Annotated in this window: 26 protein-coding genes; 6 read left to right on the forward strand and 20 right to left on the reverse strand. The window is 45.9% G+C overall.

The features are described from left to right. Positions 1-109: 109 nt before the first annotated feature. From trpB to LLF92_01955, 5 genes are read right to left on the reverse strand one after another with little or no spacing between them, the layout of a single operon-like run. The gene (gene trpB / locus LLF92_01935; GenBank protein MCE5339876.1) at positions 110-1,282 is read right to left on the reverse strand and encodes a tryptophan synthase subunit beta; all 1,173 of its coding nucleotides are present in this window, start codon (positions 1,280-1,282) and stop codon (positions 110-112) included. After that, the gene (locus LLF92_01940) at positions 1,279-1,929 is read right to left on the reverse strand and encodes a phosphoribosylanthranilate isomerase (GenBank protein MCE5339877.1); all 651 of its coding nucleotides are present in this window, start codon (positions 1,927-1,929) and stop codon (positions 1,279-1,281) included. Before LLF92_01940 ends, trpB begins: the two co-directional genes overlap by 4 nt. Then, positions 1,926-2,951 carry an anthranilate phosphoribosyltransferase gene (gene trpD / locus LLF92_01945; GenBank protein ID MCE5339878.1) on the reverse strand — a complete coding sequence of 342 codons (1,026 nt, stop codon included), beginning with the start codon at positions 2,949-2,951 and terminating at the stop codon, positions 1,926-1,928. The genes LLF92_01940 and trpD overlap by 4 nt, the downstream gene beginning before the upstream one ends. Next, positions 2,948-3,547 carry an aminodeoxychorismate/anthranilate synthase component II gene (locus tag LLF92_01950; GenBank protein MCE5339879.1) on the reverse strand — a complete coding sequence of 200 codons (600 nt, stop codon included), beginning with the start codon at positions 3,545-3,547 and terminating at the stop codon, positions 2,948-2,950. Before LLF92_01950 ends, trpD begins: the two co-directional genes overlap by 4 nt. Before the next feature lie 2 nt (positions 3,548-3,549). Then, positions 3,550-5,151 carry an anthranilate synthase component 1 gene (locus LLF92_01955; GenBank protein ID MCE5339880.1) on the reverse strand — a complete coding sequence of 534 codons (1,602 nt, stop codon included), beginning with the start codon at positions 5,149-5,151 and terminating at the stop codon, positions 3,550-3,552. Between the two features lie 310 nt (positions 5,152-5,461). Between LLF92_01955 and ahcY the strand changes: the two genes are divergently transcribed. Genes ahcY through LLF92_01970 form a run of 3 tightly spaced genes read left to right on the forward strand, consistent with a single transcriptional unit; the run spans position 5,462 to position 8,777 of the window. Further along, positions 5,462-6,886, forward strand: a complete 1,425-nt coding sequence (gene ahcY, locus LLF92_01960) for an adenosylhomocysteinase (GenBank protein MCE5339881.1) — start codon at positions 5,462-5,464, stop codon at positions 6,884-6,886. A 5-nt stretch (positions 6,887-6,891) separates the two neighbouring features. Then, positions 6,892-7,299 carry an archease gene (locus LLF92_01965; GenBank protein MCE5339882.1) on the forward strand — a complete coding sequence of 136 codons (408 nt, stop codon included), beginning with the start codon at positions 6,892-6,894 and terminating at the stop codon, positions 7,297-7,299. A gap of 47 nt (positions 7,300-7,346) precedes the next feature. Continuing rightward, the gene (locus LLF92_01970; protein ID MCE5339883.1) at positions 7,347-8,777 is read left to right on the forward strand and encodes an RtcB family protein; all 1,431 of its coding nucleotides are present in this window, start codon (positions 7,347-7,349) and stop codon (positions 8,775-8,777) included. Between the two features lies 1 nt (position 8,778). On the opposite strand, the gene lysA is transcribed toward LLF92_01970, so the two are convergent. The 10 genes from lysA to LLF92_02020 all read right to left on the reverse strand — a co-directional run bounded on the left by lysA (position 8,779) and on the right by LLF92_02020 (position 18,102). Continuing rightward, positions 8,779-10,056 carry a diaminopimelate decarboxylase gene (gene lysA / locus LLF92_01975; protein MCE5339884.1) on the reverse strand — a complete coding sequence of 426 codons (1,278 nt, stop codon included), beginning with the start codon at positions 10,054-10,056 and terminating at the stop codon, positions 8,779-8,781. An 8-nt stretch (positions 10,057-10,064) separates the two neighbouring features. After that, positions 10,065-10,730, reverse strand: a complete 666-nt coding sequence (gene hypB / locus LLF92_01980) for a hydrogenase nickel incorporation protein HypB (protein ID MCE5339885.1) — start codon at positions 10,728-10,730, stop codon at positions 10,065-10,067. Next, positions 10,730-11,074, reverse strand: coding sequence for a hydrogenase maturation nickel metallochaperone HypA (locus LLF92_01985; GenBank protein MCE5339886.1), 345 nt, complete (start codon positions 11,072-11,074; stop codon positions 10,730-10,732). The genes hypB and LLF92_01985 overlap by 1 nt, the downstream gene beginning before the upstream one ends. Further along, complete coding sequence (gene hypE / locus LLF92_01990; protein MCE5339887.1) at positions 11,074-12,087, reverse strand: hydrogenase expression/formation protein HypE; 1,014 nt, start codon at positions 12,085-12,087, stop codon at positions 11,074-11,076. Before hypE ends, LLF92_01985 begins: the two co-directional genes overlap by 1 nt. After that, positions 12,084-13,166, reverse strand: a complete 1,083-nt coding sequence (hypD, locus tag LLF92_01995; protein MCE5339888.1) for a hydrogenase formation protein HypD — start codon at positions 13,164-13,166, stop codon at positions 12,084-12,086. The genes hypE and hypD overlap by 4 nt, the downstream gene beginning before the upstream one ends. A gap of 8 nt (positions 13,167-13,174) precedes the next feature. Then, complete coding sequence (locus LLF92_02000) at positions 13,175-14,356, reverse strand: FprA family A-type flavoprotein (protein ID MCE5339889.1); 1,182 nt, start codon at positions 14,354-14,356, stop codon at positions 13,175-13,177. Then, complete coding sequence (gene tpx / locus LLF92_02005; GenBank protein MCE5339890.1) at positions 14,356-14,868, reverse strand: thiol peroxidase; 513 nt, start codon at positions 14,866-14,868, stop codon at positions 14,356-14,358. The genes LLF92_02000 and tpx overlap by 1 nt, the downstream gene beginning before the upstream one ends. Before the next feature lie 29 nt (positions 14,869-14,897). Then, positions 14,898-15,470 carry a rubrerythrin family protein gene (locus tag LLF92_02010; protein MCE5339891.1) on the reverse strand — a complete coding sequence of 191 codons (573 nt, stop codon included), beginning with the start codon at positions 15,468-15,470 and terminating at the stop codon, positions 14,898-14,900. 26 nt (positions 15,471-15,496) lie between these two features. Beyond that, complete coding sequence (locus LLF92_02015; GenBank protein ID MCE5339892.1) at positions 15,497-15,931, reverse strand: transcriptional repressor; 435 nt, start codon at positions 15,929-15,931, stop codon at positions 15,497-15,499. 92 nt (positions 15,932-16,023) lie between these two features. Further along, positions 16,024-18,102 (reverse strand): hypothetical protein, encoded by a 2,079-nt coding sequence (locus LLF92_02020; GenBank protein ID MCE5339893.1) that lies wholly within the window; start codon positions 18,100-18,102, stop codon positions 16,024-16,026. Positions 18,103-18,503: 401 nt separating this feature from the next. On the opposite strand from LLF92_02020, the gene LLF92_02025 reads away from it, so the two are divergent. After that, entirely contained in the window at positions 18,504-19,082 is a 579-nt protein-coding gene (locus tag LLF92_02025) for a helix-turn-helix domain-containing protein (GenBank protein ID MCE5339894.1), read from the forward strand. A gap of 131 nt (positions 19,083-19,213) precedes the next feature. Further along, a complete protein-coding gene (locus tag LLF92_02030; protein ID MCE5339895.1) occupies positions 19,214-20,398 on the forward strand; it encodes a hypothetical protein in 1,185 nt (394 codons plus the stop codon). A 3-nt stretch (positions 20,399-20,401) separates the two neighbouring features. Here the strand turns inward: LLF92_02030 and trpC are convergent, their stop codons facing one another. The 5 genes from trpC to LLF92_02055 form a co-directional block, all read right to left on the reverse strand. Continuing rightward, a complete protein-coding gene (gene trpC / locus LLF92_02035) occupies positions 20,402-21,211 on the reverse strand; it encodes an indole-3-glycerol phosphate synthase TrpC (GenBank protein ID MCE5339896.1) in 810 nt (269 codons plus the stop codon). Between the two features lie 104 nt (positions 21,212-21,315). Further along, the gene (locus tag LLF92_02040; protein MCE5339897.1) at positions 21,316-21,681 is read right to left on the reverse strand and encodes a DUF1844 domain-containing protein; all 366 of its coding nucleotides are present in this window, start codon (positions 21,679-21,681) and stop codon (positions 21,316-21,318) included. Positions 21,682-21,738: 57 nt separating this feature from the next. Continuing rightward, positions 21,739-22,218: an SsrA-binding protein SmpB gene (smpB, locus tag LLF92_02045; protein ID MCE5339898.1), complete on the reverse strand. Its 480-nt coding sequence runs from the start codon at positions 22,216-22,218 to the stop codon at positions 21,739-21,741. Positions 22,219-22,272: 54 nt separating this feature from the next. Then, positions 22,273-23,247 carry a tRNA-dihydrouridine synthase family protein gene (locus LLF92_02050; protein ID MCE5339899.1) on the reverse strand — a complete coding sequence of 325 codons (975 nt, stop codon included), beginning with the start codon at positions 23,245-23,247 and terminating at the stop codon, positions 22,273-22,275. Next, the gene (locus LLF92_02055; protein MCE5339900.1) at positions 23,247-23,741 is read right to left on the reverse strand and encodes a hypothetical protein; all 495 of its coding nucleotides are present in this window, start codon (positions 23,739-23,741) and stop codon (positions 23,247-23,249) included. The genes LLF92_02050 and LLF92_02055 overlap by 1 nt, the downstream gene beginning before the upstream one ends. Before the next feature lie 189 nt (positions 23,742-23,930). Between LLF92_02055 and LLF92_02060 the strand changes: the two genes are divergently transcribed. Further along, positions 23,931-24,293, forward strand: coding sequence for a sulfite exporter TauE/SafE family protein (locus LLF92_02060; GenBank protein MCE5339901.1), 363 nt, complete (start codon positions 23,931-23,933; stop codon positions 24,291-24,293). Positions 24,294-24,367: the final 74 nt, after the last annotated feature.

Genomic DNA, 24,367 nt, shown 5'->3' on the forward strand with positions numbered 1-24,367 from the left:
ATTTTTATTTTTAGCCACAAAGCTCACCCCTTCTGATTTTGTTTTCAAGGTAACAAAATCCTGAAGATACAGGGGCTTCCGCTCCGCTTCAGCAGAGACCACAGAGAATTTATTTAATTTTATTTCTTTCTACTATGTCAACGTCTTTGTCGCCGCGACCGGAAAGATTTACGACGACAGTTGTGTCTTTCGGCAGTTTGCCTTTCTGATTATAAACCCACGCTAATGAATGTGAGCTTTCTAATGCCGGCAAAATTCCTTCACACTTTGTGAAAATATCAAAAATTTTCAAAACATCTTCATCTTTCATAGCGACATAATTTGCTCTGCCGGTATCTTTCAAGTAACAATGTTCGGGACCTACGCCGGGGTAATCCAATCCCGCGGAAACCGATTCGGTGTCGAGAATCTGGCCTTCCTTGTTTTGCATCAGATACATTTTCGTTCCGTGCAGAATGCCGACATTGCCTGCGTTGAGCGGTGCGGCGTGTTTGCCGGTTTCGATGCCTTTGCCTGCGGGTTCGACGCCGACGAGTTTTACTTTTTTATCTTCAAGAAACGCGCTGAAGATTCCAATCGCATTGCTTCCGCCGCCGACACATGCGGTAACGATATCCGGCAGTTTGCCGATTTTCTCAAGGCACTGCTGACGCGATTCTGTTCCGATGCACGACTGAAAATGTCTGACAATGACCGGATACGGATGCGGCCCGCAGGCTGTTCCGAACAGGTAAAATGTATCAGCAACGTTCGCTGTCCAGTAGCGGAGCGCTTCGTTGATTGCGTCTTTTAAAGTTTCCGTGCCGCCTTTGACGGAGATGACTTCCGCGCCGCAGAGTCTCATCTTGTGTACGTTTACGCTTTGGCGTTCAATATCAATCGCGCCCATAAAAATTTTTGTATTCATTCCGAACAGTGCGCCAATCATTGATGTCGCAAGACCGTGCTGGCCTGCTCCTGTTTCGGCAATCAGTTTTGTCTTGCCCATATATTTGGCGAGCAAGCCCTGACCGAGACAGTTATTGACTTTGTGTGCGCCACCGTGCAGCAGGTCTTCACGTTTGATGTAAACCTTGAAGCCGACAAGCTCACTGAACCGCGTCGCGTAATAAAGCGGCGTCGGCCTGCCTGCGTAATCCTTATATAATGTGTCAAGCTCTTTGACGAATTTTTCATTTTTGTAAAATTTATAAAAGGCCGTTTCCATTTCCTCAAGTGCGGGTATCAAAACTTCAGGAACGTAAAAACCGCCGAATTGCCCGAATCGTCCGTTTTGTTTCATTGTACACCTATGCCTGTAATAATGGCTCTGATTTTATTGAAAAGCTCTGTCATTTTTTTATGATCTTTTTTGCCTGGCTCGCTTTCGATTCCGCTGCAGATGTCGATGCCGTAGAAGCCCTGTCCGATTGCCTCGATGACATTTTCGGGTGTGATTCCGCCTGCGAGAAACGTTCTGCCGAATTTATGACCTGTAAGCTGCGGCAGCAGTTTCCAGTCGAAGCGTTCGCCAGTTCCGCCATAAAGCGTCGGATGATACGCATCGAGCAGCAGGGCGTCGGTCGCGAAATTTCTGGCATATTCGATGTCATTGCCGTCTTTTATTCGAATGGCTTTTATGACCATCGCGGACATATTATCAAGCGAAGCGCAAAAGCCCGGACTTTCATCGCCGTGAAGCTGAACCCACGTGAGCATCAAATCGCTTGCCGTATTGCGGATGTAATCTGTGCTTTCATTGATAAACAAACCGACAGTATCAACATACGCAGGCAGTTTTTTTATGATTTTCGCAGCGGCTTTTGGCTCGATGTAGCGCGGGCTTTGGGGATAAAAATTGAAGCCGAGCAAATCTGCGCCGAGCTGGACGGCCAATAAAGAATCTTCAAAGTTTGTGAGTCCGCAAATTTTTACTTTTGGAACCATCATAGCTTTTTCCCATTCGAAATTTCAATTAGGTCTTCCAGACACTTTGCCGCTGCACCGTTGTCAACGGACAGCGCGGCTATTTTGAAACCCTGATGCAAATCGGCGGCAAGGTCTGCCACCATTATAGCGGCTGCGGCGTTTAAAAGCACCATATCTCTTGCCGGTCCGCGATTTTTTCCCAAAAGAATATCTTTTATCATTCCGGCGTTGTATTCTGCGTTACTGCCGACAAGCTCGGCCATTTTCGGCGACTGAATTCCGAATTCATCCGGCACAATTTTATATGATATCCTTTTTTTGTCCTTAATTTCCACAACTTTAGTCGGAGCCGATACGCTGATTTCGTCCAGACCGTGGCTGTGGACAATCATCGCACGTTTTACGCCGAGGATTTCAAATGTTTCGGCGATTCTTTCCAATAGCGATTCATCCGGCACGCCCATAACCTGCGCCTGTGCACCGGCGGGATTTGCCAGCGGACCTAAAATGTTAAACGCAGTTCTGAAGTCCAGACTTTTTCTAATCGGCTGTACGAATTTCATCGCAGGATGGTGCATCGGCGCGAACATGAAACCGATATGTGCATGTTCGATACATTCGGTGATGACTTCCGGTGTGCAATCTATTTTTACACCCAGCGCTTCAAGCACATCGGCCGAACCTGATTTGCTCGTGATGCTGCGGTTGCCGTGCTTTGCTACATACGCGCCGGCACCTGCGGCAACCAGCGCAGCGGCAGTCGAGACATTGAAAGTCTTGAGTGGTGCGCCACCTGTTCCGCACGTGTCGATTAAATTTGGAATTTTTGTTGTAACTTTTACCGCGTGGTTTCGCAGCGATTGAGCAAGGCCGGCGAATTCGCCTGCTGTTGCTTTTTTCATTCTCATCGCGGCAAGAAATGCGGCAATCTGAACCTCGGCGACGTCGCCTTTGAAAATCGTGTCGAGCAGGTCTTTTGCCTGATTGTATTTTAAGTCGCCGCCTTCGAGGAGTATTTCAAGATATTCAGTAATTTTTGTCATAACGCAGTTCTCCTTGTCTTTAACGCAATGTTCAAAAGGTTTTGTATGATTTTGCCGCCGGCCGGCGTGAGAATACTTTCAGGATGAAACTGAACGCCGAAAATTGGTTTGTCTTTGTGCTGAAGACCCATCACGATGTTCTCATATTCAGCGGTAACTTGCAGGCAATCCGGCATTTTAGTTGCGCAAAGACTGTGATACCTGCCGGCCTGCAAAGGATTTTCAACGCCTTCGAAGATTCCCTTTTCGTTGTGCGTAACGCGCGACGATTTGCCGTGCATAACTTCCGGTGCGTGGCCGACAATGCCGCCGAAATACTGCACGATTGCCTGATGGCCGAGGCATACTCCGAAAATCGGAAGGCGGTCTTTGAAATAATCAATCGCTTCGAGCGTAACGCCTGCGCTGGACGGATTACCGGGGCCTGGCGAGATGATGAGCAAATCGGGTTCAAATTCCTGTTCGATTTTTTTGAGCTTTTCCAGCGGCGTATCTGCGCGGTATACTTTCGCGACGCAGTCTCTTTTGCAGAAGTCATCAACAAGGTTGTATGTGAACGAATCGAAATTATCAATAAATAATACTTTGGGATTCATAATTAATTACCTCGCACTGCACGGAGGCAGGAATTTGCTTTGTGCTGCGTTTCTTCGAATTCTGTTTTCGGGACGCTGTCGTAAACGACTCCGCCGCCGGCTCTGATATAAGCGGTGTGATTTTTTATCTGCATTGAACGAATAGTTATGCAGCTATCGAATTGGCCGTCAACGGTCAGGTACATTACCGCGCCGCCGTAGTAGCCGCGTTTATTTTTTTCGAGTTGGCGAATAATTTTCATCGCTTCTATTTTCGGTGCGCCGGTGAGCGTGCCCATATTCATCGTCGCAAGGTACGCAATCAGCGCATCATAATTATCGTCGAGCGTGCCTTTGACGTTGCTGACAAGGTGCATTACCGATTCGTATTTTTCGACAGTGAGTAATTCGGTAACAATGCGCGAACCTTTTTTCGCGACTCGTGCGATATCATTTCTTGCCAAATCGACGAGCATCATGTGCTCTGCGAGTTCCTTGCGGTCGAGTTTCAATTCCGCTTCGTATCTGAAATCGGTGTCGGGGTCAACTTTGCCTTTGATTTTGCCTCGCGGTTTTGTGCCCGCTATCGGACGAATCTCAACCTGACGATTTTCCGTGCCGCTTACTCGAAGATTCAGTTCCGGGCTTGCGCCTGTTAGAACAGTGTTCGGTGTATTAATATAGAACATATACGGCGAAGGATTTAATTTGCGAAGTCTCTTGTAAACGTCCAGCGGTTCATCGGGACACGGCTCAATAATTGTTCTGCTGGGCACGACCTGGAAAATATTGCCGTCGATGATGTGCTTTTTTGCGGTTTCGACGATTTTTTCATATTCGGCCAATGGGGTATCTGTGCTCGGCGCGGGCAGAGTGCCGGTGTATTTTTCAATTTTTGGAATCGGCATTTTCAACGCGGCAAAATATGAATCGAAACATTTTTGGGCATCAGCGATGATTTCTTTTTTGTCATCGTTTGTTATGACGGCATTGACAACGATGTATGCCTTGCCGGTTTTGTGCTCCATCAGGAAAATATTGTCCGCGAAATAAAGCTCATAATCCGGCACGTCAATCAAAGCTGATTTATTGGCGGGCAGTTTTTCGAACTGGTCAATAAAGTCGTAGCTCATCGCACCGAGCATTCCGCACGTAATACGGAAAGGATTACCCGAAAGGATAAACGCGAAGTTTATTGCGCGGATGACGTTCATTTGGTTCACAGATTTCAGGCGGGACTGTTCATCTATTATATCGTCGGATACATCGAGAGTGCCGGTGATGCGGTCGGGCTGGAAGTCTATTTTTCGGCCAAAATCAAATCGGTCTCGCGCGACGGTTTGGAAATGCTTTATCATTCTTTTGCCGACGGAGCTTAGGGCGATTATTTGGAAATCTTTGCCTTTGCCGCTGATGTACAGTGCCGGATTGGCGGTACCGAAGGTCAGTTCGCCTTTGTTTTGTTCGAGATGGTCTTTGGATTCCAAAAGGCAGCAATGCTGTTTTCGGCCGTAATCGCTCAATTTCGCGAAGAAATCGACCGGTTCGGGTATCTCAATTTCCCGTACCAGCGGAATTATCTGGCCTGTTACGGCCTGACTTATTTGTTCGTTTAGTTCTTTCATTTTTTTTCTCACCAACCAAATTTTTAAAATATAGACAAAAAAAAACGGCTTGTTGTTGCCAACAAGCCGTGAAATGATTCAATATTAAAATGTCTGTATATTTAGACTATGCTCACTGCTCGTTAGCTATTTTCAACGAGTCGCCACCAACCAAACGAATAATTTTTGTGTTTAAGTGTCATAATCTTAATATATAATACCAGAACAACGAGGTTTTGTCAATAGGTATGATAAATTTTTTGTTTGCTTGCCAAAAGCAGGGTTATTCCTTATATTAACACCGATAAAATTCAGAAAATGGAGTAAAAAAATGGATATTATGAAATATGACGCGTCTTTACTGTACAAAGTAGCAGATATAGCTCTTGCCGAATGGGGCAGGAAAGAACTCGACCTTGCCCGTAATGAAATGCCGGGTTTGATGGCACTTCGTGAAAAATACGGCAAAGAAAAACCGCTCAAAGGGCTGCGAATCAGCGGTTCGCTTCATATGACAATCCAGACAGCAATGCTGATTGAAACGCTCGTTGAACTCGGCGCCAAAGTCCGCTGGGCATCGTGCAATATATTCAGTACACAAGACCACGCGGCGGCAGCTATCGCCAAGGAAGGTCTTGCTGCTGTTTTCGCCTGGAAGGGTGAATCGCTTGAGGAATATTGGTGGTGCACCGAACAGGCACTGATTTGGCCGGATGGAAACGGACCAGATTTACTCGTCGATGACGGCGGCGATGCAACACTGTTTGTTCATCAGGGCGTCAAGGTAGAGAAAACCCCATCACTTTTGAATCAGCCGAGCGATAATCACGAAATGCAGATTATTATGAGTCGCCTGAAAGCGAGCGTTGCTGAAAAGCCGCAGCGCTGGACAAAAATCGCAAAGGCAATCAAAGGCGTTTCCGAAGAAACAACCACCGGCGTCGGCAGACTTTATCAGATGCAGAACGACGGTTCTCTTTTGTTCCCGGCTATCAATGTTAATGACTCCGTTACGAAATCCAAATTCGATAATCTTTACGGCTGTCGTGAATCGCTGGCCGATGGTTTGAAACGCGCTACTGATATTATGGTTGCCGGCAAATGCGTTGTCGTTTGCGGTTATGGTGACGTCGGCAAGGGCTGTGCCCAGTCGATGCGTGGATTTGGTGCGAGAGTTATCATTACTGAAATCGACCCGATTTGCGCTTTGCAGGCATCAATGGAAGGTTACGAAGTTAAAAGACTCGAGCAGGTCGTCGAGCAGGCCGATATTTTCGTAAGTGCTACCGGCTGCTGCAATGTTATCCGCGGCGAGCACATGGAAAAAATGAAAAACGAAGCGATTGTCTGCAACATCGGACACTTCGACCACGAAATAGAAATGTCATATCTTGAAAAGAACAAAAACTGCAAACGCGACGTTATCAAGCCGCAGGTTGACAAGTGGACGCTTCAGTCCGGCAGGTCGATTATCGTTTTGGCCGAGGGCAGACTTGTAAATCTCGGCTGCGCGACAGGTCATCCGAGTTTCGTAATGAGCAACAGCTTCACAAATCAGAGTCTTGCACAGATAATGCTCGCAAAAGGCGGCCTCGAGAACAAAGTTTATACGCTGCCCAAGCATCTCGATGAGGAAGTCGCAAGACTGCACCTTGGCAGATTAAGTGTTTGTCTGACGAAACTTACGCCGGAGCAGGCGAAGTATCTCGGCATTCCGGTCGATGGTCCGTTTAAGCCGGAACGCTATCGTTACTAATTAATATGTGGGAACATTTTGCACATCAATCCGATATCGGCATAAGAGCACAGGCCGACAGTTTGGGCGGTGCGTTTGAAGATGCTGCCGTCGGACTTACCGCAATCGTTACTGACCCTTCAGCGGTAATCCCTGCGCAGTCTGTGAATATAGAATGTCTCGGCGAAGATGAAGAGGATTTGTTTTTCAAGTGGATGAGCAAAATTATTTTCGAGATGGACGTTCGCAAAATGCTGTTCAGCAAATATGAAGTCAAAATCGATAGCTTAAAACTTTCTGCTGTTGCGTGGGGTGAGAAAGTCAATTTCGGAAGGCACTCTCCTGCTGTCGAATCCAAGGCAGTAACTCTCAATCAGTTATGCGTAAAAAACGAAAATGGCAAATGGATTTGTCAATGCGTTATAGATGTATAAATAATTTGTGTATATTCGTGTTAATTCGTGGTTAATTTTGGTGGTATATGGCGAAGCCTGAATTAAAACGTGTTTCGGAATATTGCTGGCGGATTGAGCCTTTCGGCAGAATGACTGTGCCGGGTGTGATTTTCGCCGACCATAATTTGATAAACGACATCGACGAAAAAACAATGTCGCAGGTTTGCAATGTCGCTGCGCTGCCGGGCATTGTCAAGGCGTCGTTCGCGATGCCCGATGCGCACATGGGTTATGGTTTTTGCATCGGCGGAGTCGCGGCGTTCGACCCGGACGCGGGCGGCGTGATTTCAGGCGGCGGCGTCGGGTTCGATATTTCCTGCGGTGTGCGGACATTTCATACCGGTTTGACACTCGACGATATTAAAAGCAATAAAGAAAAACTTGCCGATGCGTTGTTCCGCGATATTCCAGCGGGCGTCGGAAGTACCGGCACGATATCGCTGACAAATGAAGCGATGGATAATATGCTCGCGGGCGGCGCGGTGTGGGCTGTCGAACGAGGCTTCGGCACAAAAGAAGACCTCGACTACATCGAAGAACACGGTGTTATCAAAGGCGCGAATCCTGCTAAAGTTTCAGCCGATGCAAAACGCAGGCAGCGTGATGAGATGGGAACGCTCGGCAGCGGAAATCATTATCTCGAAATGCAGCGCGTTGCTGAAATTTATGACACACAAATTGCCGAAGGTTTCGGAATAAAAAAAGGTGATTTGCTTATAAGCATTCACTGCGGCTCGCGCGGGCTGGGTCATCAAATTGGAACTGACTATCTGCGGCAAATGGCGAACGATGCGCCGAAATATGGAATCGAATTGCCGGATAGGGAGCTTGCGTCTGTGCCGATAAATAGTCCGCTTGGTCAGGATTATCTGGGCGCGATGCGGGCAGGAATAAATTGCGCGCTTGCAAACAGACAAATTCTTACTGCTCTTGTTCGCAAAACTTTTGCGAAGATTTTTCCGAAGGCAGAATTGAAAATGCTTTACGATGTAAGTCATAACACTGCTAAAATAGAAGCACACGAAGTTGACGGCAAAATGAAAGAACTGCTGATTCACCGCAAAGGCGCAACGCGGTCGTTCGGACCCGGAAGCAGTGATTTGCCAGCCAGATATAAACCGTTCGGCCAGCCCGTTCTTATCGGCGGAAGTATGGGAACGGCTTCATATATATTAGCAGGTACAACCGAGAGCGAGAACTTAGCGTTCAGTTCCGCCTGCCACGGCGCGGGGCGAAGTATGAGCAGAACAGCGGCAACAAAAAAATATCAGGGCAATCAGATTGTCAAAGACCTTGCGCAAAGAAAAATCATTATCAAATCCCGCTCAATGCGGGGCCTCGCAGAGGAGGCCCCTGGTGCTTATAAGAATGTAAGCGCTGTTGTCGAGGCGACTGCCAACGCTGGCCTCGCAAAAAAAGTCGCAAGATTAACTCCCCTGATTTGCGTCAAGGGGTAATTTACTTTTCCAACGCAATCAAATCTTTATAGCTTTGGCGTTTGCGGATGACGGTGAATTTTTTGCCGTCAACCAGCACTTCAGGTAATAACGGCCGGGCGTTGTAATTGCTCGACATTGTATGGCCGTACGCGCCGGCTGTGAAAACCGCGATTAAATCGCCGCGTTTGACAGGAGGCAATGCCCTGTCTTTTGCGAAGAAGTCTGCGCCTTCGCAAATCGGTCCGACAACATCGACAAACTCAAGCTTTTTGATATTCAGTTTTTCAGTACGTTTCACAGCGGTAAATTCTTTTGTAACTTTTGCCGGCCAGATAAAATGGAACGCATCATACAGACACGGTCTGATTAAATCGTTCATACCGGCGTCAACGATAACGAATTTTTTATTGCCGCCCTGTTTGAGATATAAAACTTTCGTAAGCAGAATTGCGGCGTTTGCGATAATGCTTTTTCCCGGTTCGAGAACGAGTTTAAGGTTTTTGCCGCGCAGCAGCGGGACAATGCCCTTTGCGTAATCGGCTGCGCCCGGTACGCTGTCGCTTTGATACGCTGCGCCATATCCGCCGCCCAGGTCGAGCATTTCAATTGCAAAACCTTTGCTGCGCAGCGAATCAATCAGCGGCAGGATTTTTTTAATCGCTTCGCAATATGGGTCAATAGTTTTTCCACCGGAGCCCAGATGCACGTGAATTGCGCAAAGGTTTACATATTGATTTTTGCCATATTGCGCGAAAACTTTTTCAGCACGTTCGATATCCACGCCGAATTTAGTTTCTTTTTTGCCGGTTGTGATAAATTTATGTGTCTTCGGGTCAACATCAGGATTGACACGCAGAGCGGCCTTTGTTTTTTTGCCGACTTTTTTCGCCAGGCCGATAAGATTTTCCAGTTCGGCTTCGGATTCAATATTGAAATAACCGATGCCGGCTTTCAATGCCGCGGTGATTTCCTCATCGGTTTTGCCTGCGCCTGCGAAGACGATTTTTTTCATATTGACGTCAGTTTGTTTTGCGCGGAAAAGTTCGCCGCCGCTGACGATATCAAAACCGCTGCCGGCCTTTGCGAGCATTTTCAAAATATTGATATTTCCGCACGCCTTGACAGAATAACAAATCGTCGTGTCGAGAGCGGAGAACGCTTTTTTGATTTTATTGAAGTGGTCGAGTATTGTCGCTTTGCTGTAAATGTATGCAGGTGTGCCGACGGCTTTAGCGATTTTCTCAACGTCAACATCTTCGGCCAACAGTTTGCCTTTTTTATACTGAAAAGAATCCATATTAATCCTTATTTAGGCCGCCTCGCGCGGCGGCCGCTAAACATAATGAGCCAATTAAACCATTTGTCCAAACCGGCTAATGTTTTAGCCGAAATCTCGAAAATTTTCAAATGTTTATTTAATTTTCGTGCGTCGCGTTTGGCTTTGGCGATACTGAAATCCAGATGTTTTGCCAGGTCGATTTTATTAATCAGCAGAACATCGGCCTTTGCGAATGAGCCGGGATATTTTACGCATTTGTCGTCGCCCTCTGTTGTCGAGAGCACGACCACGCGCGCAATCTCGCCCAAATCGAAGTCCGACGGGCACACGAGATTGCCGACGTTTTCAATTACCAGCACATCGAGGTTTTCAGTATCTAACTTATGCACGGCCTTTGTGATTTGGTCTGCGTTTAAGTGGCAGGCGCCTTTGGTTTCAATCTGAATAGCCTGTAAACCTGTCTTGCGGATTCTCTCGGCGTCGCGCTCAGTGTAAAGGTCGCCCTCGATGACCGCTATTTTAATTTTTTTCTTCAGAGCCTTTGCGGTCTGTTCGAGAATTGTTGTTTTCCCGCTGCCCGGAGATGAAATCATATTAATGCACAGAATATTGTTTCGTTTGAAAAATTTTCTGTTCGCCGAGGCGTAATCATCATTCTTTGCCAGTATTTTTTGTGCTAATTTAATTTTCATCAGTTTTCCTCGAACTCAATTTCTTCAAGTAACAGCGGCGCATCTTCGCCGATTTTAATATCGTTTTTGCTGCACTTCGGGCAGCATGGGTCATACAAATCATAATTAAATTTTTTACTACAGTTTTCGCAGGTCGCTTTTAGCGGTATGTGTTTGATTTTTAGTTTCGCGTCTTTGCAAATTGTTTCCTCGGCTGCGATGTCAAATGCGAATTTCATAGCCTCGTCGTTTATCGCGTTTATCTGTCCGCAGCTTATAACGACGCGAATGACTCTGCCGTGTTTGTTTGGAACCTGCGAGAGAATCGAATCGATAATACTTTCCGCAACCATCGCCTCGTGCATCAGCAAATCCTCGGCAATTCTCTGCCTGACGGCATTTGTACAATTCTTCTTGCTCCGATTTTTGTAATCAGTTCGACAATCGGCTCGTCAGTTTTAATGACCTGTCCGATTATAGCTGCGTCTTTTCCATTTTTGCATTGTTTGCAGATTTGCAGGCATTCGTCAGCCCGCTCGGCCGAAATAACGATAACAACTTTTCCTTCGTTTGCGATATCCAAAATATCAAAGCCCAGCATGTCCGCTGCCGCGCGTGTTGATGGATGAACCGGTATAGTGTTTTCATCTATTTCAATGCCGTAGTTCGTTTGATTGGAGATTTCGTTTAGTGTTGCCGCCAGACCGCCGCGTGTCGGGTCGCGCATAAATTTTATATTTTCACCCAGTGAGTCAATTATCTTTTCACAAATTTCAGCGACCGAGCCGCAGTCGCTTTGAATTTCCGTTTCAAATTTCATTCCTTCTCTGTGCGACATTATCGTCATACCGTGATCGCCGAGAGTTCCGCTTACGATAATTTTATCGCCGGCGGAAATTCTTTCAAAACCCATTTTCGCTTTCGGCAGTTTCAATCCGATGCCTGAAGTTGTAATGAAAAGTTTGTCAGCCGCGCCTGCTTCGACTACTTTTGTATCGCCGCAGACAATTTTCACGTTTTCTTCTTTGATTGTTTTGGCGACACTATTCATAATCTGTCGCAAAACTTCAATTTCAAATCCTTCTTCGATAATAAGCGACATACTCAACGCAATCGGTTTTGCGCCGCTGACTGCAAGGTCGTTTATTGTGCCGCAGATTGACAATTTACCGATATCGCCGCCGTTGAAGAAAAGCGGTTTGACTACGAAGCCGTCGGTAGTGAAGCAAATATTGTTTTGATTGGTTTGAAGTTCGGCTGAATCTGTGAGTTTATTGAGAGTGGAATTTCCAAAAGCGGAAAGTATCACATTGCGGATAAGTTCGTCGGTCATTCTGCCGCCGCCGCCGTGAGCAAGTAGAATTTTTTCTCCGCTCATTGTCTGTGCCTTCTCCTTCGGCCGTACTTGAACCACGCTGCGCACGCGCCTTCGCTGCTGACCATACACGGGCCGACCGGTTTGTCCGGAGTGCATTGGCTTGTGAACATAGCGCACTGCGGCGGGTCGATAAGTCCGCACAGAACTTCGCCGCACCTGCATCCTGTCAGGTCTTCTTCCGGTATGCAATTTATGTTTAATTGTTTTTCAGCGTCGAAACTGCTGAATTTGTCTTTGAGTTTTAATGTGCTTTGTTTGATGACGCCCAGTCCCCGCCAGTAACCGTCGGCAGCATCGAACACTTCGTCAACGATTTTCTGCGCGGTTTTGTTTCCATGTTTGCTTACCGCGGCAGGATATACCGATGAAACTGCTGGCGCGGCATCGGCAAGCTGTTTGCAAATTTCCGCGATACCGTCGATTATCTGCATCGGTTCAAAACCCGCGACAACGCACGGCTTTTTATATTCCTCGACAATCGGCTTATACGCATCAGAACCGATTATTACGCTGACATGGCCGGGACAAAGAAACGCGTCGATGTTATTGTTCACCTCCGAAAGCAGCGCTCTTATCGCAGGGATTACAAGTTTATGATTGCTGAATACGAAAAGATTTTTGATGTTCTGCTGATGCGCTTCGTTTACGATAACGGCTGTCGCCGGTGCGGTTGTCTCGAAACCTACCGCAACGAAAACAATTTTTTTAGCCGGGTTTTCTTTGGCGAGTTTCAGTACATCTTCGGCACTCAACATAACTTTAATATTGCCTTTGGATGTTCGCTGCTCAAGCGAACCTTTTCTGCCGGGCACACGAATCATATCGCCGTAGGTTGCGATAATGCAGTCGTCTCTGTCGGCCAGCTCGATTACGGTGTCGATGTAGCCGTGGTCTGTGATGCAGACAGGACAGCCCGGCCCGCTTAAAAGTTTCAAACCTTCCGGAAACGCGTCCCGAAGCCCTGCCCGAAAAATGCTTACGGTATGTGTACCGCAAACTTCCATTATATTGACTCTGCGTCCGAGCGCAGTTGTTGCTCTTGCTATCTGTTTATAAGCCCTGTTGATTCTTTCGAGCATTTTTTGTTTTATTTCCTTATCAGTTCCTTGTGTTTTTCAGCAATCTTTTCCGCCAGTTCGTCGATCTTTTTGAAATCCTGTTCTTTTGGCAGCCCTTTTACCAGCACAGGCTCGAATAATTCAGCCTTTGTGTTGGGAACCATCTGCTTCAACTGTTCGACAATTTTGCCGCCCCAACTGAAAGAGCCTAAAAATGCCAGATATTTTGTTTTCGGACGAAGCGCGTTTACCAGAAACGCCGCGTAAGCCGCCGCCGGATGCAAACCGGTCAAAAACGTCGGCGAAGCAAGCACTATACCCGCTGCGTCAACAGTTTCAATAGCTAATTCGCCAATATCCGCGCCGACAAGATTAAACTGCTGAACGCTGATGCCGCGATTCATAAGTGCGTCAACAAGATGTTCGACCATCAGTTTTGTGCTTTCGTGCATTGAGACATAAGCAACGATGACTTTATTTGCTACCTTGCTGTCATCTATCCACTCTTTGTATGCGTCGATAATGAATTGCGGATTGTTATATAACGGGCCGTGACTCGGTGCGATAATCTTTAAATCAAGTGCCTGAACCTTTTCGATATTTTTCGAGATTATGCTCCTGAACGGCATCATAATTTCCGCGTAGTAACGCTTGTTGCACTCGATAACTTTTTCCATATCGGTTGCGAACAATTCAGATGTCGCAAGATGTGAGCCGAAGAAATCGCACGAGAACAGAATTTTGTCCTCCGGTAGATAAGTTGACATTGTTTCCGGCCAGTGAACCCACGGCGTTAAAAGAAATTTCAGCGTTTTATTGCCGAGCGAAATTTCCTGACCATCTTCTACGACAAAGAATTTATCTTCTTCGATTTCGAGCAGGTCAATCAACATTCCTTTGCATTTGCTATTAGTAACAAGTTTGGCATCCGGAAAAAGCTGCAAAATATTCGGCAACGAACCGGAATGGTCCTGCTCGGCGTGATTGGCGATAACATAATCAATTTTTTTAACGCCAAGTTCAGCAAGATTCGTCAAAAGCTCATTGCATTTCGGCGGGTCAACGGTTTCAATCAACGCAGTTTTTTCACTGCCTTTAATTAAATATGCGTTGTAACTTGTTCCGTCCGGCAGCGGAATAATTTCATCGAATAATCTTCTGTCCCAGTCGATAGCTCCGACTGCGAATACATCTTTGGTAACACATCTCATTATTTTAATTCCTTTACTGTTTTTATAGCCTGTGCGTAGTTTGGCTCCTGCGCGATTTCAGGCACAAGTTCTGCGTACCGTATAACGCCGGTTTTGTCAACAACAAACACCGCTCGCGCCAAAAGACGCAGGTCTTTTATCAATACTCCGTAAGCCTGGCCAAACGAAACTGTCCTGTGGTCGCTTAATGTTACCACGTTCTTAATGCCGGCCGCGCCGCACCAGCGTTTCTGTGCGAAAGGCAAATCCGTACTGATTGTCAGAACTTTGACGTCATCGCCCAGCGAAGCGGCTTCCTGATTAAACTTACGCGTCATTGTGTCGCAAACGCCGGTGTCAAGAGAAGGTACTGCACAAATCACGCAGATTTTCCCGGCGAACGAACTTAAACGAATATTCGACAAATCGTTAGCTGTTACTTCAAAATCCGGTGCCTTATCGCCAACTTTTACTTCGCTGCCGATAAGCGTAATCGGATTGCCCTTCATCGTTACAATACCTTTTCTTTCCATAAGACACCTCAAATAAGTTTAAGACTCGATTAATAATTTTCCGCATCGATTTCCGCATAAGCTATTGGATGAGCACATGCCGGGCATTTGTCCAGTGGTGATGTGCCTTCGTGAACATAACCACAGTTCCTGCAAACCCAGCGGACTGGTTTTTCGCGTTTGAAAACTTTATTGTTTTCAATGTTTGATGCAAGAGCAAGGTATCTGTCGCGATGTCTTGCTTCAGCGACAGCGATGCTTTTGAACACAACCGCTATTTCTGTGAAGCCTTCTTCTTTCGCGATTTTTGCGAATTCAGGATACATTGTTGTTGTCTCGTAATTTTCACCTTCGGCAGCGGCCTTGAGATTATCAACTGTTTTGCCGATTACGCCTGCGGGAAACGCTGCTGTGATTTCTACTTCGCCGCCTTCGAGAAATTTGAACAGTCTTTTTGCATGTTCTTTTTCCTGCTCGGCTGTTTCAGTGAAGATAGCAGAAATTTGTTCGAAGCCTTCTTTTTTTGCAGCTGATGCCCAATATGTGTATCTGTTACGGGCCTGTGATTCGCCGGAGAATGCCGTTAATAGATTTTTTTCTGTTTTGCTTCCTTTTAAATTCATAGTTTTACCTTTCTAATATATAAGCCTTAATTATTTTTATTTTCCTGACATGATTTACACAATCCCTCAATATAAACAGTCGCACGCAAAACTTTGAAGTTGTTTGCGAGATTTTCCGGCACGTTTATATTCTCAAAGTTTTTGTACGAAAAGTCAAAAATTTTCTTACATTTTATGCATTTAATATGCTGATGGCTTTCCAAATTGGCATCGAAACGTCGAACTTCGCCTGTGCCCTCGACAATAAACGCTGCGCCGATTTCCGCCAGTGTGTTTAGTGTCCGGTTTACAGTGTCGAACGAAACGTTTGGCAATTTCTTGTGGATTTCCGCGTAAATTATCTCGGCTGAAGGATGTTCTTTGGATTCCAGCAGCGTTTTATATATCTCAATCCGCTGCGGCGTTACCTTCAACCCTTTTTCTTTGCAGAGGTTACAGAAATCTTCAAGTTTTTGTTTCATATCATAATCCAATTAATAATAAATCTTATATAGGAATTGTTACTATTTGTCAATTAGAAAATCCCCGCAAAAGGGGGATTTTGGAAAATTTTCTATTTCATCCAGTTTTCGGCAAAGGCTGCGAAATCGAGGAAATCAACGAAGCTATCACCTCCGGCGATGTCGGCATTGTACGCATCACGTTTTAACCAATCGCCTGCAAAATCAGCCAATTTGCCGGTGCTGTCTGGCCAATTATTAGCGAGAACATTGAAATCCAAAAAATTCACAATATGTTGCAGGTCTGTCTGATAGAAATCCGAATTTACTTCTTCGCAAAGCCATTGTTCCACAAAAACAGCGAGGTCGCCGAAATCTACATTGCTATCGCCATTCAAATCCGCTTCGGCTTCCGGTATTTCGCGAATCAACAATATTCCTCCAATCCAATCATCGTTTGTGCGAGGATCGGAACATTTGTATTCCGGAATCAATATCAAATTTTTGTCGGGACTGATAATTCCATCGGAAACATCATCGTCATCAAGAGAGATTAGATTACTCGCGGTTTCATCAGGAATACCATCGCCATTGAGATCTACTGCCTGACCTGGAAAGAATGTATATGCAGTGGTAAACACGTCGTGTTCGCCGTCGGAGTAATACGCATCAATAGACATACTGCCGTCGTTTCCGATAACGCATCTTCCCTGACTGCATGTGTAAACGTCGCCTGTTCCCGGGCCTGTTTCAAGAAAACGAACCTGATAAGTTCCTGCCATCTCGGCAAAAGTAATAGGATTAGTGGTTTCCCGCACAAATAATTCATAGCTCATTCCGCCGCCGTCGTCATGTTCAGTAGTAGCGGCAAGTACGAGCCCGCCTTTGCACGGCATTGCATAATTTACACTATCCGGCGAATACATTCTTATCATAGTAGTTACGCTGTTCATGTCCCAATTCATACAGCCCCCGCCGGTATCCCCTTTGCTGTCTGTCGAGGTACCGCATAACTGGTGATCTGTACGCAAAACGAACGTGCCCCACGCATCCTCATCCCAGCTAATGTCCCAGTCGCCTACATAATCAAGCGAGTGTCCAAAGACGCCATATTCGCCGACCACGCTGGTCATATTGGCATTCTCGGCCTTGCGAATCATTATGTCTATGCCCATATATCCGAAAGAGTCTGCTGTGTTATCGGTGTGTACCATCATATTTCCATTCCATGCGATATTATATGTGCCAGTCGGGAAATTGATATTATATGAACCATCCGAAACCTTACTTGTTGTAAAGTTTTTTATAAAACTGTGACTCCCATAATTATCTTCCCACTGCTGCACCCAATGATTTCCGGAGATTGTTACAGTTCCTTGCTTACTGAAAGGAAGCGTATTTGCCTTTAAACTGCCAAACCAGTATTCGCCGTTAAGATTTATTGATGCTTCATTTCCGCCGGAGCAGCCATTTTGCAGTGAAACAATTCCGCCAAGAGGTCCCAGTTCTCCAGAACCAACTCCTGCTTGTATGCCTGTTAATGTATCAATTTTCATTAGCCACCAACTATAATTTGTGTGATATATATATCCATCAGGAGCAAAATCTATATCACCAACAGCCCAATTACCTGTAATGGGGATGCTGTTTATGATTTCCCCAGATGTTTCGTTGACCACACGTAACCACATATTGTAACCAGACATGTCCACAAGATAGAGTTCGCCTTGTGGGGAAAAATCTATTCCTGCTGCCATGCCGGGTATGTCCAATGTTGCTATTTGTGAAAAGGTACTGGCTCCGAGATTTATCGTCCCAAGAATATTCCTTTCTGAAATGCCATAGAGCGTACCATCTGGTGAAAAAGCCAGTGCCTGGATACTTTCTTGGAGCGTTGCTGCTACACTTGATTGTCCCGTAGAAATGTTTATCTTGTTTATAATATGGTAATCTGTATATGCAACTCCGTACAAAAAACCCGAAACGGTATCAAAGTCAAGTGCAAACTCTGCCGGCGTGTCTCCTTGCGGCCCAATCTGTGTTTGTTCGCCGGTTTGAGGATTGAGGGCCATTAGCGTGTTTGGCAAGTTTGCTCCGCCGCCCGGGTCAACCGTGGAATACAATTGCCAGCTCGCCGCATCAGCAATTGATATAAAAATTACTGCCACCAACATTATCGTTGTAATCTTCATCTTGCATTCTCCTGAAAAATCATTGTGATTGATTTAAACCAAAACTACATACCAAAAAAGCAGGGTAAACTAATCTCCTCTGCATTTCTCCAAAGCTGCAAAATGTTAAAGTCCGATAATTATAATCGCATTAGACCGAAAGTCAAGCAGGAATATCCTCTTTTTGGAGGTTTTTAGGTAGTTAGGAAGTGTTTGAGGTAACTTGGCAATGGTTTATGTGAGTGCTGGAAAAATAGGCAAAGTTTTATATGGTAAATTTCAGAAGTTGTGTTAAATTAGGCACCCTTTAGGTCGAAAAAAGAATAGACAATGACTTTGATAACATTCCTCGTGTGGCATCAGCGGTTTATAAGTATTTAAAATCGCTCTATTTACACGCGGAATTTAGAATATGGAAAATTATGAACGGTAAGCGAAAAGACATTTTAACAACAGGCCAGGTTGCCCAGATTTGTAAAGTTGCGCCGCGAACAGTAACGAAATGGTTCGACAGCGGCCAGCTAAAGGGCTATCGCATCCCCGGCGGCAGGGACAGACGAATCCCCGCATCCGAACTGCTGCGCTTCATGAAAAGCCATAATATGCCGACCGACCAGCTTGAGCACGACAAAATCCGAGTGCTTATCGTTGACAGCGACTGGGAACTTGCCAATAACACCGCGGCTGAACTTCGCAAAATGCCGGTGTACGATGTTGAAACCGCAGGTAGCGGATTTGATGCCGGCCTCATCGCACAGAAATTCGAGCCGCACGTTATCCTTGTGAATCTTACAGCGGCCAGCATTGACGCAGACCATATCTGCAAAAACATACGCAACAACTCGGAACTGCAAACCACAAAAGTCATCGCTTTCGCCGAGGGTCTTAAAGAAAATGAAATCGCGGCGGTACTGAAAAAGGGCTACGATTTCTGCCTTACCGATTCGTCCGATATTTCCGAAATCATCAAGGCTATCAATCAGGTAACATCGATAATCTGATTTTTTTGTCAAAAACGAGGAGTTTTCCGACATAGCGCATCTAACATTTCTATAATCTGTCCATAAAATATATTTGGAAAATAAAGGCTGGAATGTTAAAATCAACGGATTAATACCAAACAGGAGCAAATATGAAAACATTAATGAATTTCGCGATAATCGTTATCTGTCTGGCGGCGTCTTTTGGTTCCGCTGATACGATAGTTGATAAAAAAACCGGCGAAACTTATCACGGTTATCTGACAGGTGCGGAAAGCGCAGGCCTTTTCGATGCAAACACGACGGAAAAAGGAATCGTAAAAATCAACCTGTCTGACTTTACCATCACACGTAACGCAACCGGCAGGAACAATTCGTTTGTACTCATAGAAGTCAGCGACATCATGGCGGGAATGGAAACCACCGCCTTTGAAGAATTTCTAAAAAAATCGGTCGCGGCAGGGCCGTTATTCATTTTGCTGGAGATTGATTCGCCGGGCGGAAGAGTTGATTTGTGCAAGCGGATGTGCGCAGCGGTGAAGGATTGTAAATACTGCGATGTTTACACGTATATTAATGGCGGCAAAAACGGCGGAGCACATTCGGCCGCGGCGGTGCTTGCGATGGCGTGCGATAAAATTTATATGGCGCCGGGCACAGTAATCGGCGCAGCGACGATGATTTCTATTGATAGCAACGGTATGCCGACTGATATGAAATCGGCGTTGGGTGATACTGTTGGAGAGAAAATGAGTTCGGCTTGGCGTAATTATATGGCTTCGCTGGCGTCGGAAAAAAACCGGCCTGCGAATCTCGCGATTGCGATGGAAAATAAAGATATCGAAGTCTTGGAAATAAAAGAGAATGGAAAACGCGCATTTATTGATTCTGTAAATAAAAAGCCAAACGATGTTGTCGTGAAAACCTGGTCGAAAAAAGGCGAACTGCTGACTCTGCCGGCTAAAGACGCCGTCGATTGCGGAATGGCGGATAAAATTTATGCCAGCAGACAGGATTTACTGGCAGATTGTAACGCGGCAGCCGCAAAAATAATCACAGACAATTCAATGGCAAAGGCGCGGGAGTTATATGATAGAATATCGCAGAGATTGGAAAAATTGAACGCGTCTATCGATTTGGGAATCAAACAGCTCGATGCGACGCACTCGCGCGTGCAGGCGATGAAAGCCCTTAAAAGTATGATTCAGGATGCGCAATTCGCGTTGAGTATGAAAAAACGATTTGGCGATGATGTGCCTGTCAACGAACAGAAAGTTCAGAGTTTCCTGAACGATGCCCAGGCAACTTATGACAGTCTGAAAGTAACGTCTCGGTAAATATCAGTGGAAAAGCTCGGCGAATTTCACTGCGATGTCGGGAGTCTTGCAGAGTGTTTCGCCAATCAGAATCGCCGAGATGCCGAAGCGTTTGACTTTTTCGACGTCTGCTCTTGTTTTAAATCCGCTTTCCGTAACGAGTCCTTTGCTCACATCCGCAAGCTCGGCAAGTCTTATCGTTGTATTCAAATCTACCTGCATCGTTTCAAGATTGCGGTTGTTTATTCCGATTACGCTGTAATGCGCTTTCGGAAAACCAATCATACTCCTTGCTCGGAGAAGTGAATCAGCCGAATGAACCTCAAGCAGAATCGTAAGTGAAAGCTCGGCCGCGAGAATCATTAGGTCGAGAAATTTGCCTTCGGTTGGCTCGAACGCCTCGGCAATCAGCAGTATCGCATCGGCGCCCGCCGCACGCGCCTGATAAATCTGATACTCGTCAATAACGAAATCTTTTCGCAGCACAGGAATCGAAACAGCGTTCTTCACCTGCGTCAGATATTCGAGTTTGCCCTGAAAATATTTTTCATCCGTCAAAACGCTGATAGCGTCTGCGCCGCATCGTTCATAAATCTTCGCGATTGCAACGGGGTCGAAGTCCGGACGAATAAGACCCGCAGAAGGCGAAGCCTTTTTTACCTCCGCGATAATATTTATGCCTCGCGGATTTTGTTTCGTAACGGCCTGATGGAAATTGCGGCATTTGGGCAGAGTTTTTATCTGCTCTTTGTACTGCTCAACTGGAACAGATACTTTTTGCTGCGCGACTTCCTGTCGTTTGTGGTCGATTATTTCTTTGAGTATATTAGCCATATTATTTGATTCGAATCAATTCTAACACATACTCCGCGGGTAAGCGAAGCCTGCCGAAAAAATTACAAATCTCAAAACGCGAGAGCAAAAAATGCCAATTGGCATTATTTCGACATTTCAACAAACGCCATTCTTAGCTGCGATAATGTTGTTGATATAAAGGACTGTTCCTGCTCCGTCAGATTGCCTTTTGTTTTCTGCTCAAGAGAATCAAGGATATCAATATTGAATTTCGCCAGCTGCAAATCCTTTGCAGGTTCCTGACCTTTTTCAGTTGCGATAAGACCGAGCGAATACATCGCCTGCGTCGCAAGCAAACTTATTAAAGCGTTAATGTCGCCCGGCGGAAGTTTGTGCTGACCGGCCGCGTGGTCTTGTCCGCATCCGCATTTTTCCGCTGCGGTTTCTTTTTCCTTTTGCGCTTTGTTCTTCCAGTCTTCATCAACTATAATTTTCTTTTCATCTGCCATAATATACTCCTAATAAATTTTTATTTCGTGTCAATTCGTGTTCATTCGTGGTTAACATCATCGTTTATATTTTTTCAGGCCTCTATCCATATCGCCTTTTTGCTGTCTTTGTTTAAGTTTTTCACGCTTATCATATTGTCGTTTTCCGGTCGCCAGCGCAAGTTCTATTTTCGCCATACCGTGGTCGTTAAAATAAATCCGAAGCGGAACCAAAGTCAGGCCTTTCTGCTGGAGCTTGTTTGAGATTTTCAGAATTTGTTTTTTATGCAGCAGCAGTTTTCGTTTCCGCAGCGGTTCGTGATTGCGAAGGTTCGCCTCTTTGTACGGCGCGATATTACAGCCCATAAGCCAGCATTCCATACTGTCTATTCTGGCAAAAGACCCCATCAAATCTGCGCCACCAAGGCGGAGCGATTTCACCTCACTGCCCTGAAGCGACATACCCGCCTCGATTTTTTCAACTATTTCGTAATTGAAAAAAGCTTTTTTGTTTTCCATCTTTGGAATGTGTTTGGGTTTTTTATCGTCTTTCACCATATTTCATTAGTATATAGCCACAAAGGCACAAAGGCACTAAATTTTTTACATATATTAAACGCCATAGTAATTTTTGATTACCGCTCTTAACTGCTCTTCATCGTGGGCGGTTACGAGCTGCATTTTCAGCTTTCTTTTTTCGCCCATGTGGTATTTGCTGTAATGGGCGAGGAATTTTCGGAAATACCACACCCGCTTCTTCGGCTCGTAGAGTTCGCCGAGCAAATCGAGATGGTCGAGAATAATTCGTCCCTGTTCCTGAACATCCGGCTTGTAAATTTCTGTTTTGCCTTCGAGCAGGTCGATTATCTCTTTAAAAATCCACGGCCTGCCGATAACGCCGCGGGCAATCGCTACGCCGTCAATGCCGGTGGTTTTCATCTTTGCGATTATGTCCACTGGCTCGAACAAATCTCCGCTGCCGATGATTGTCGTCTGCGGATATTTTTTCTTCAGCTCGGCGATAACCGTCCAGTCGGCTTTGCCCCTGAAATACTGCGAGGTCGTTCTGCCGTGGACGATTAGCGCATCAACACCGCCTGCGATAGTGTTTTCGCATATTTTCCAGAAATCTTCACGCGCACCTTCGGTTTCGTCGATGCCGATTCGCAATTTAATCATCAGCGGAAGTTTCACGACATCTCTGACCGTTTTGAAAATTTCGATTACTAAATTTGGATTGCCCATCATTGCGCCGCCTCGTCCTCTCCGCAGGACTTTCGGAGCGGGGCAGGCAAAGTTTAAATCGATAACGTCATAACCCTGCGTGACGAAATTCAGCGCGGCTTGAGCCATAATTTTCGGGTCTGTGCCTAAAAGTTGGCCGCCGATGGGATGGTCGTCGTCTTTGATTTGATAATTTTTCATCCGCATTACGGATTTATGACAGGCTGATTTGTCGAGCATAACGCCGCTGAAGGTCAGTTCGCATCCGAATCGACGGGCAAGAACTCGCATTGCGCGGTCGGTGTATCCGCTAAGTGCCGCTTGCAGCATCGGCCATTTGAAATTTAACTTTCCAATCTGCATCAGGCTCTGTCCGATTTGCGGGCGTTTTTTTGCTCCGGTGCGCTGAAGCAGACGAACGAAACTAATATCAGGCCTGCTCCGGAAGCGAATAATACTACACGGGATGAATTAAGCGTCGCGCGAATCAGCCAGTGTGGCGTCTGCGGAACGGCAATATCGGGATTTTCGACCTCATCGACGACAAATTTCGCCTGCGAAAGGAAGTCAGCGGTAATCTGGGCGGCTATGTCGTTTGGGTCGTTGACATCCCGGCCAAGCTCAACCGCGGCCAGGCGTCGCAAGACGTTCGGGTCGGTGTTTATCAGACTAATTAGCTCCTGATGGTCGGCCAAAAGCCGGGTGATTTTGGTATTGTTCTGCTCGGAAATCGCCGCGGCAGCTTTGATTTTATAGAGATTCTTCCACTCCGGCCCGAGTACGGCAAGCGAAACAGCCAATATACCGACAGCCGCGAATATGGAAAAGAACACCGCCCTATAAAATTTTTCGAACATTTTTACTACTTTCCTGACGCTGATTTTCCTATATAATACACGCCTGTTTTATAAAATCAAAAGATTTGTAATACTTTAGCCGAATGTAGGGGCGAACCTATGTGTTCGCCCTTTTGGGCAGACACGCAGGTCTGCCCCTACAAAAACCATACGGCTAAATTGTTACAAAGATTTACGAAAGGAATTGGAATGTTCAATATTAGTCTTTATCTGCTTTTGGGTCTTTGCGCGGGAATTTTGAGTGGTCTTGTCGGTATCGGCGGGGCGACGCTGATTATCCCCGCTCTGGTTTTACTATTTGGAATGTCGCAATACACCGCGCAGGGCACTACGCTGGCGATGATGGTTCCGCCTATCGGCATTTTGGCTGCGTGGATGTATTATCAGAAGGGCTACGTGGATTTAAAAATCGCCGGCTTGATGTGCATCGGTTTTTTGATTGGCGGCCTTATCGGTGCTAAATTCGCCGTCGGCATTCCCGAACATATCCTAAAAAAAATATTCGGCGTGTTTTTGCTAATCGTGTCATTGAGAATGGTGTTCTGTAAATAACTTCCGCAGGTAGAATTTTTAATTCTTAATGCTTAATTTTGAATTGTGGAACAGCCATAACGGCAGGGGATTTT

It is taken from the genome of Planctomycetaceae bacterium (genome assembly GCA_021371795.1).
Taxonomy (GTDB): domain Bacteria; phylum Planctomycetota; class Phycisphaerae; order Sedimentisphaerales; family UBA12454; genus UBA12454.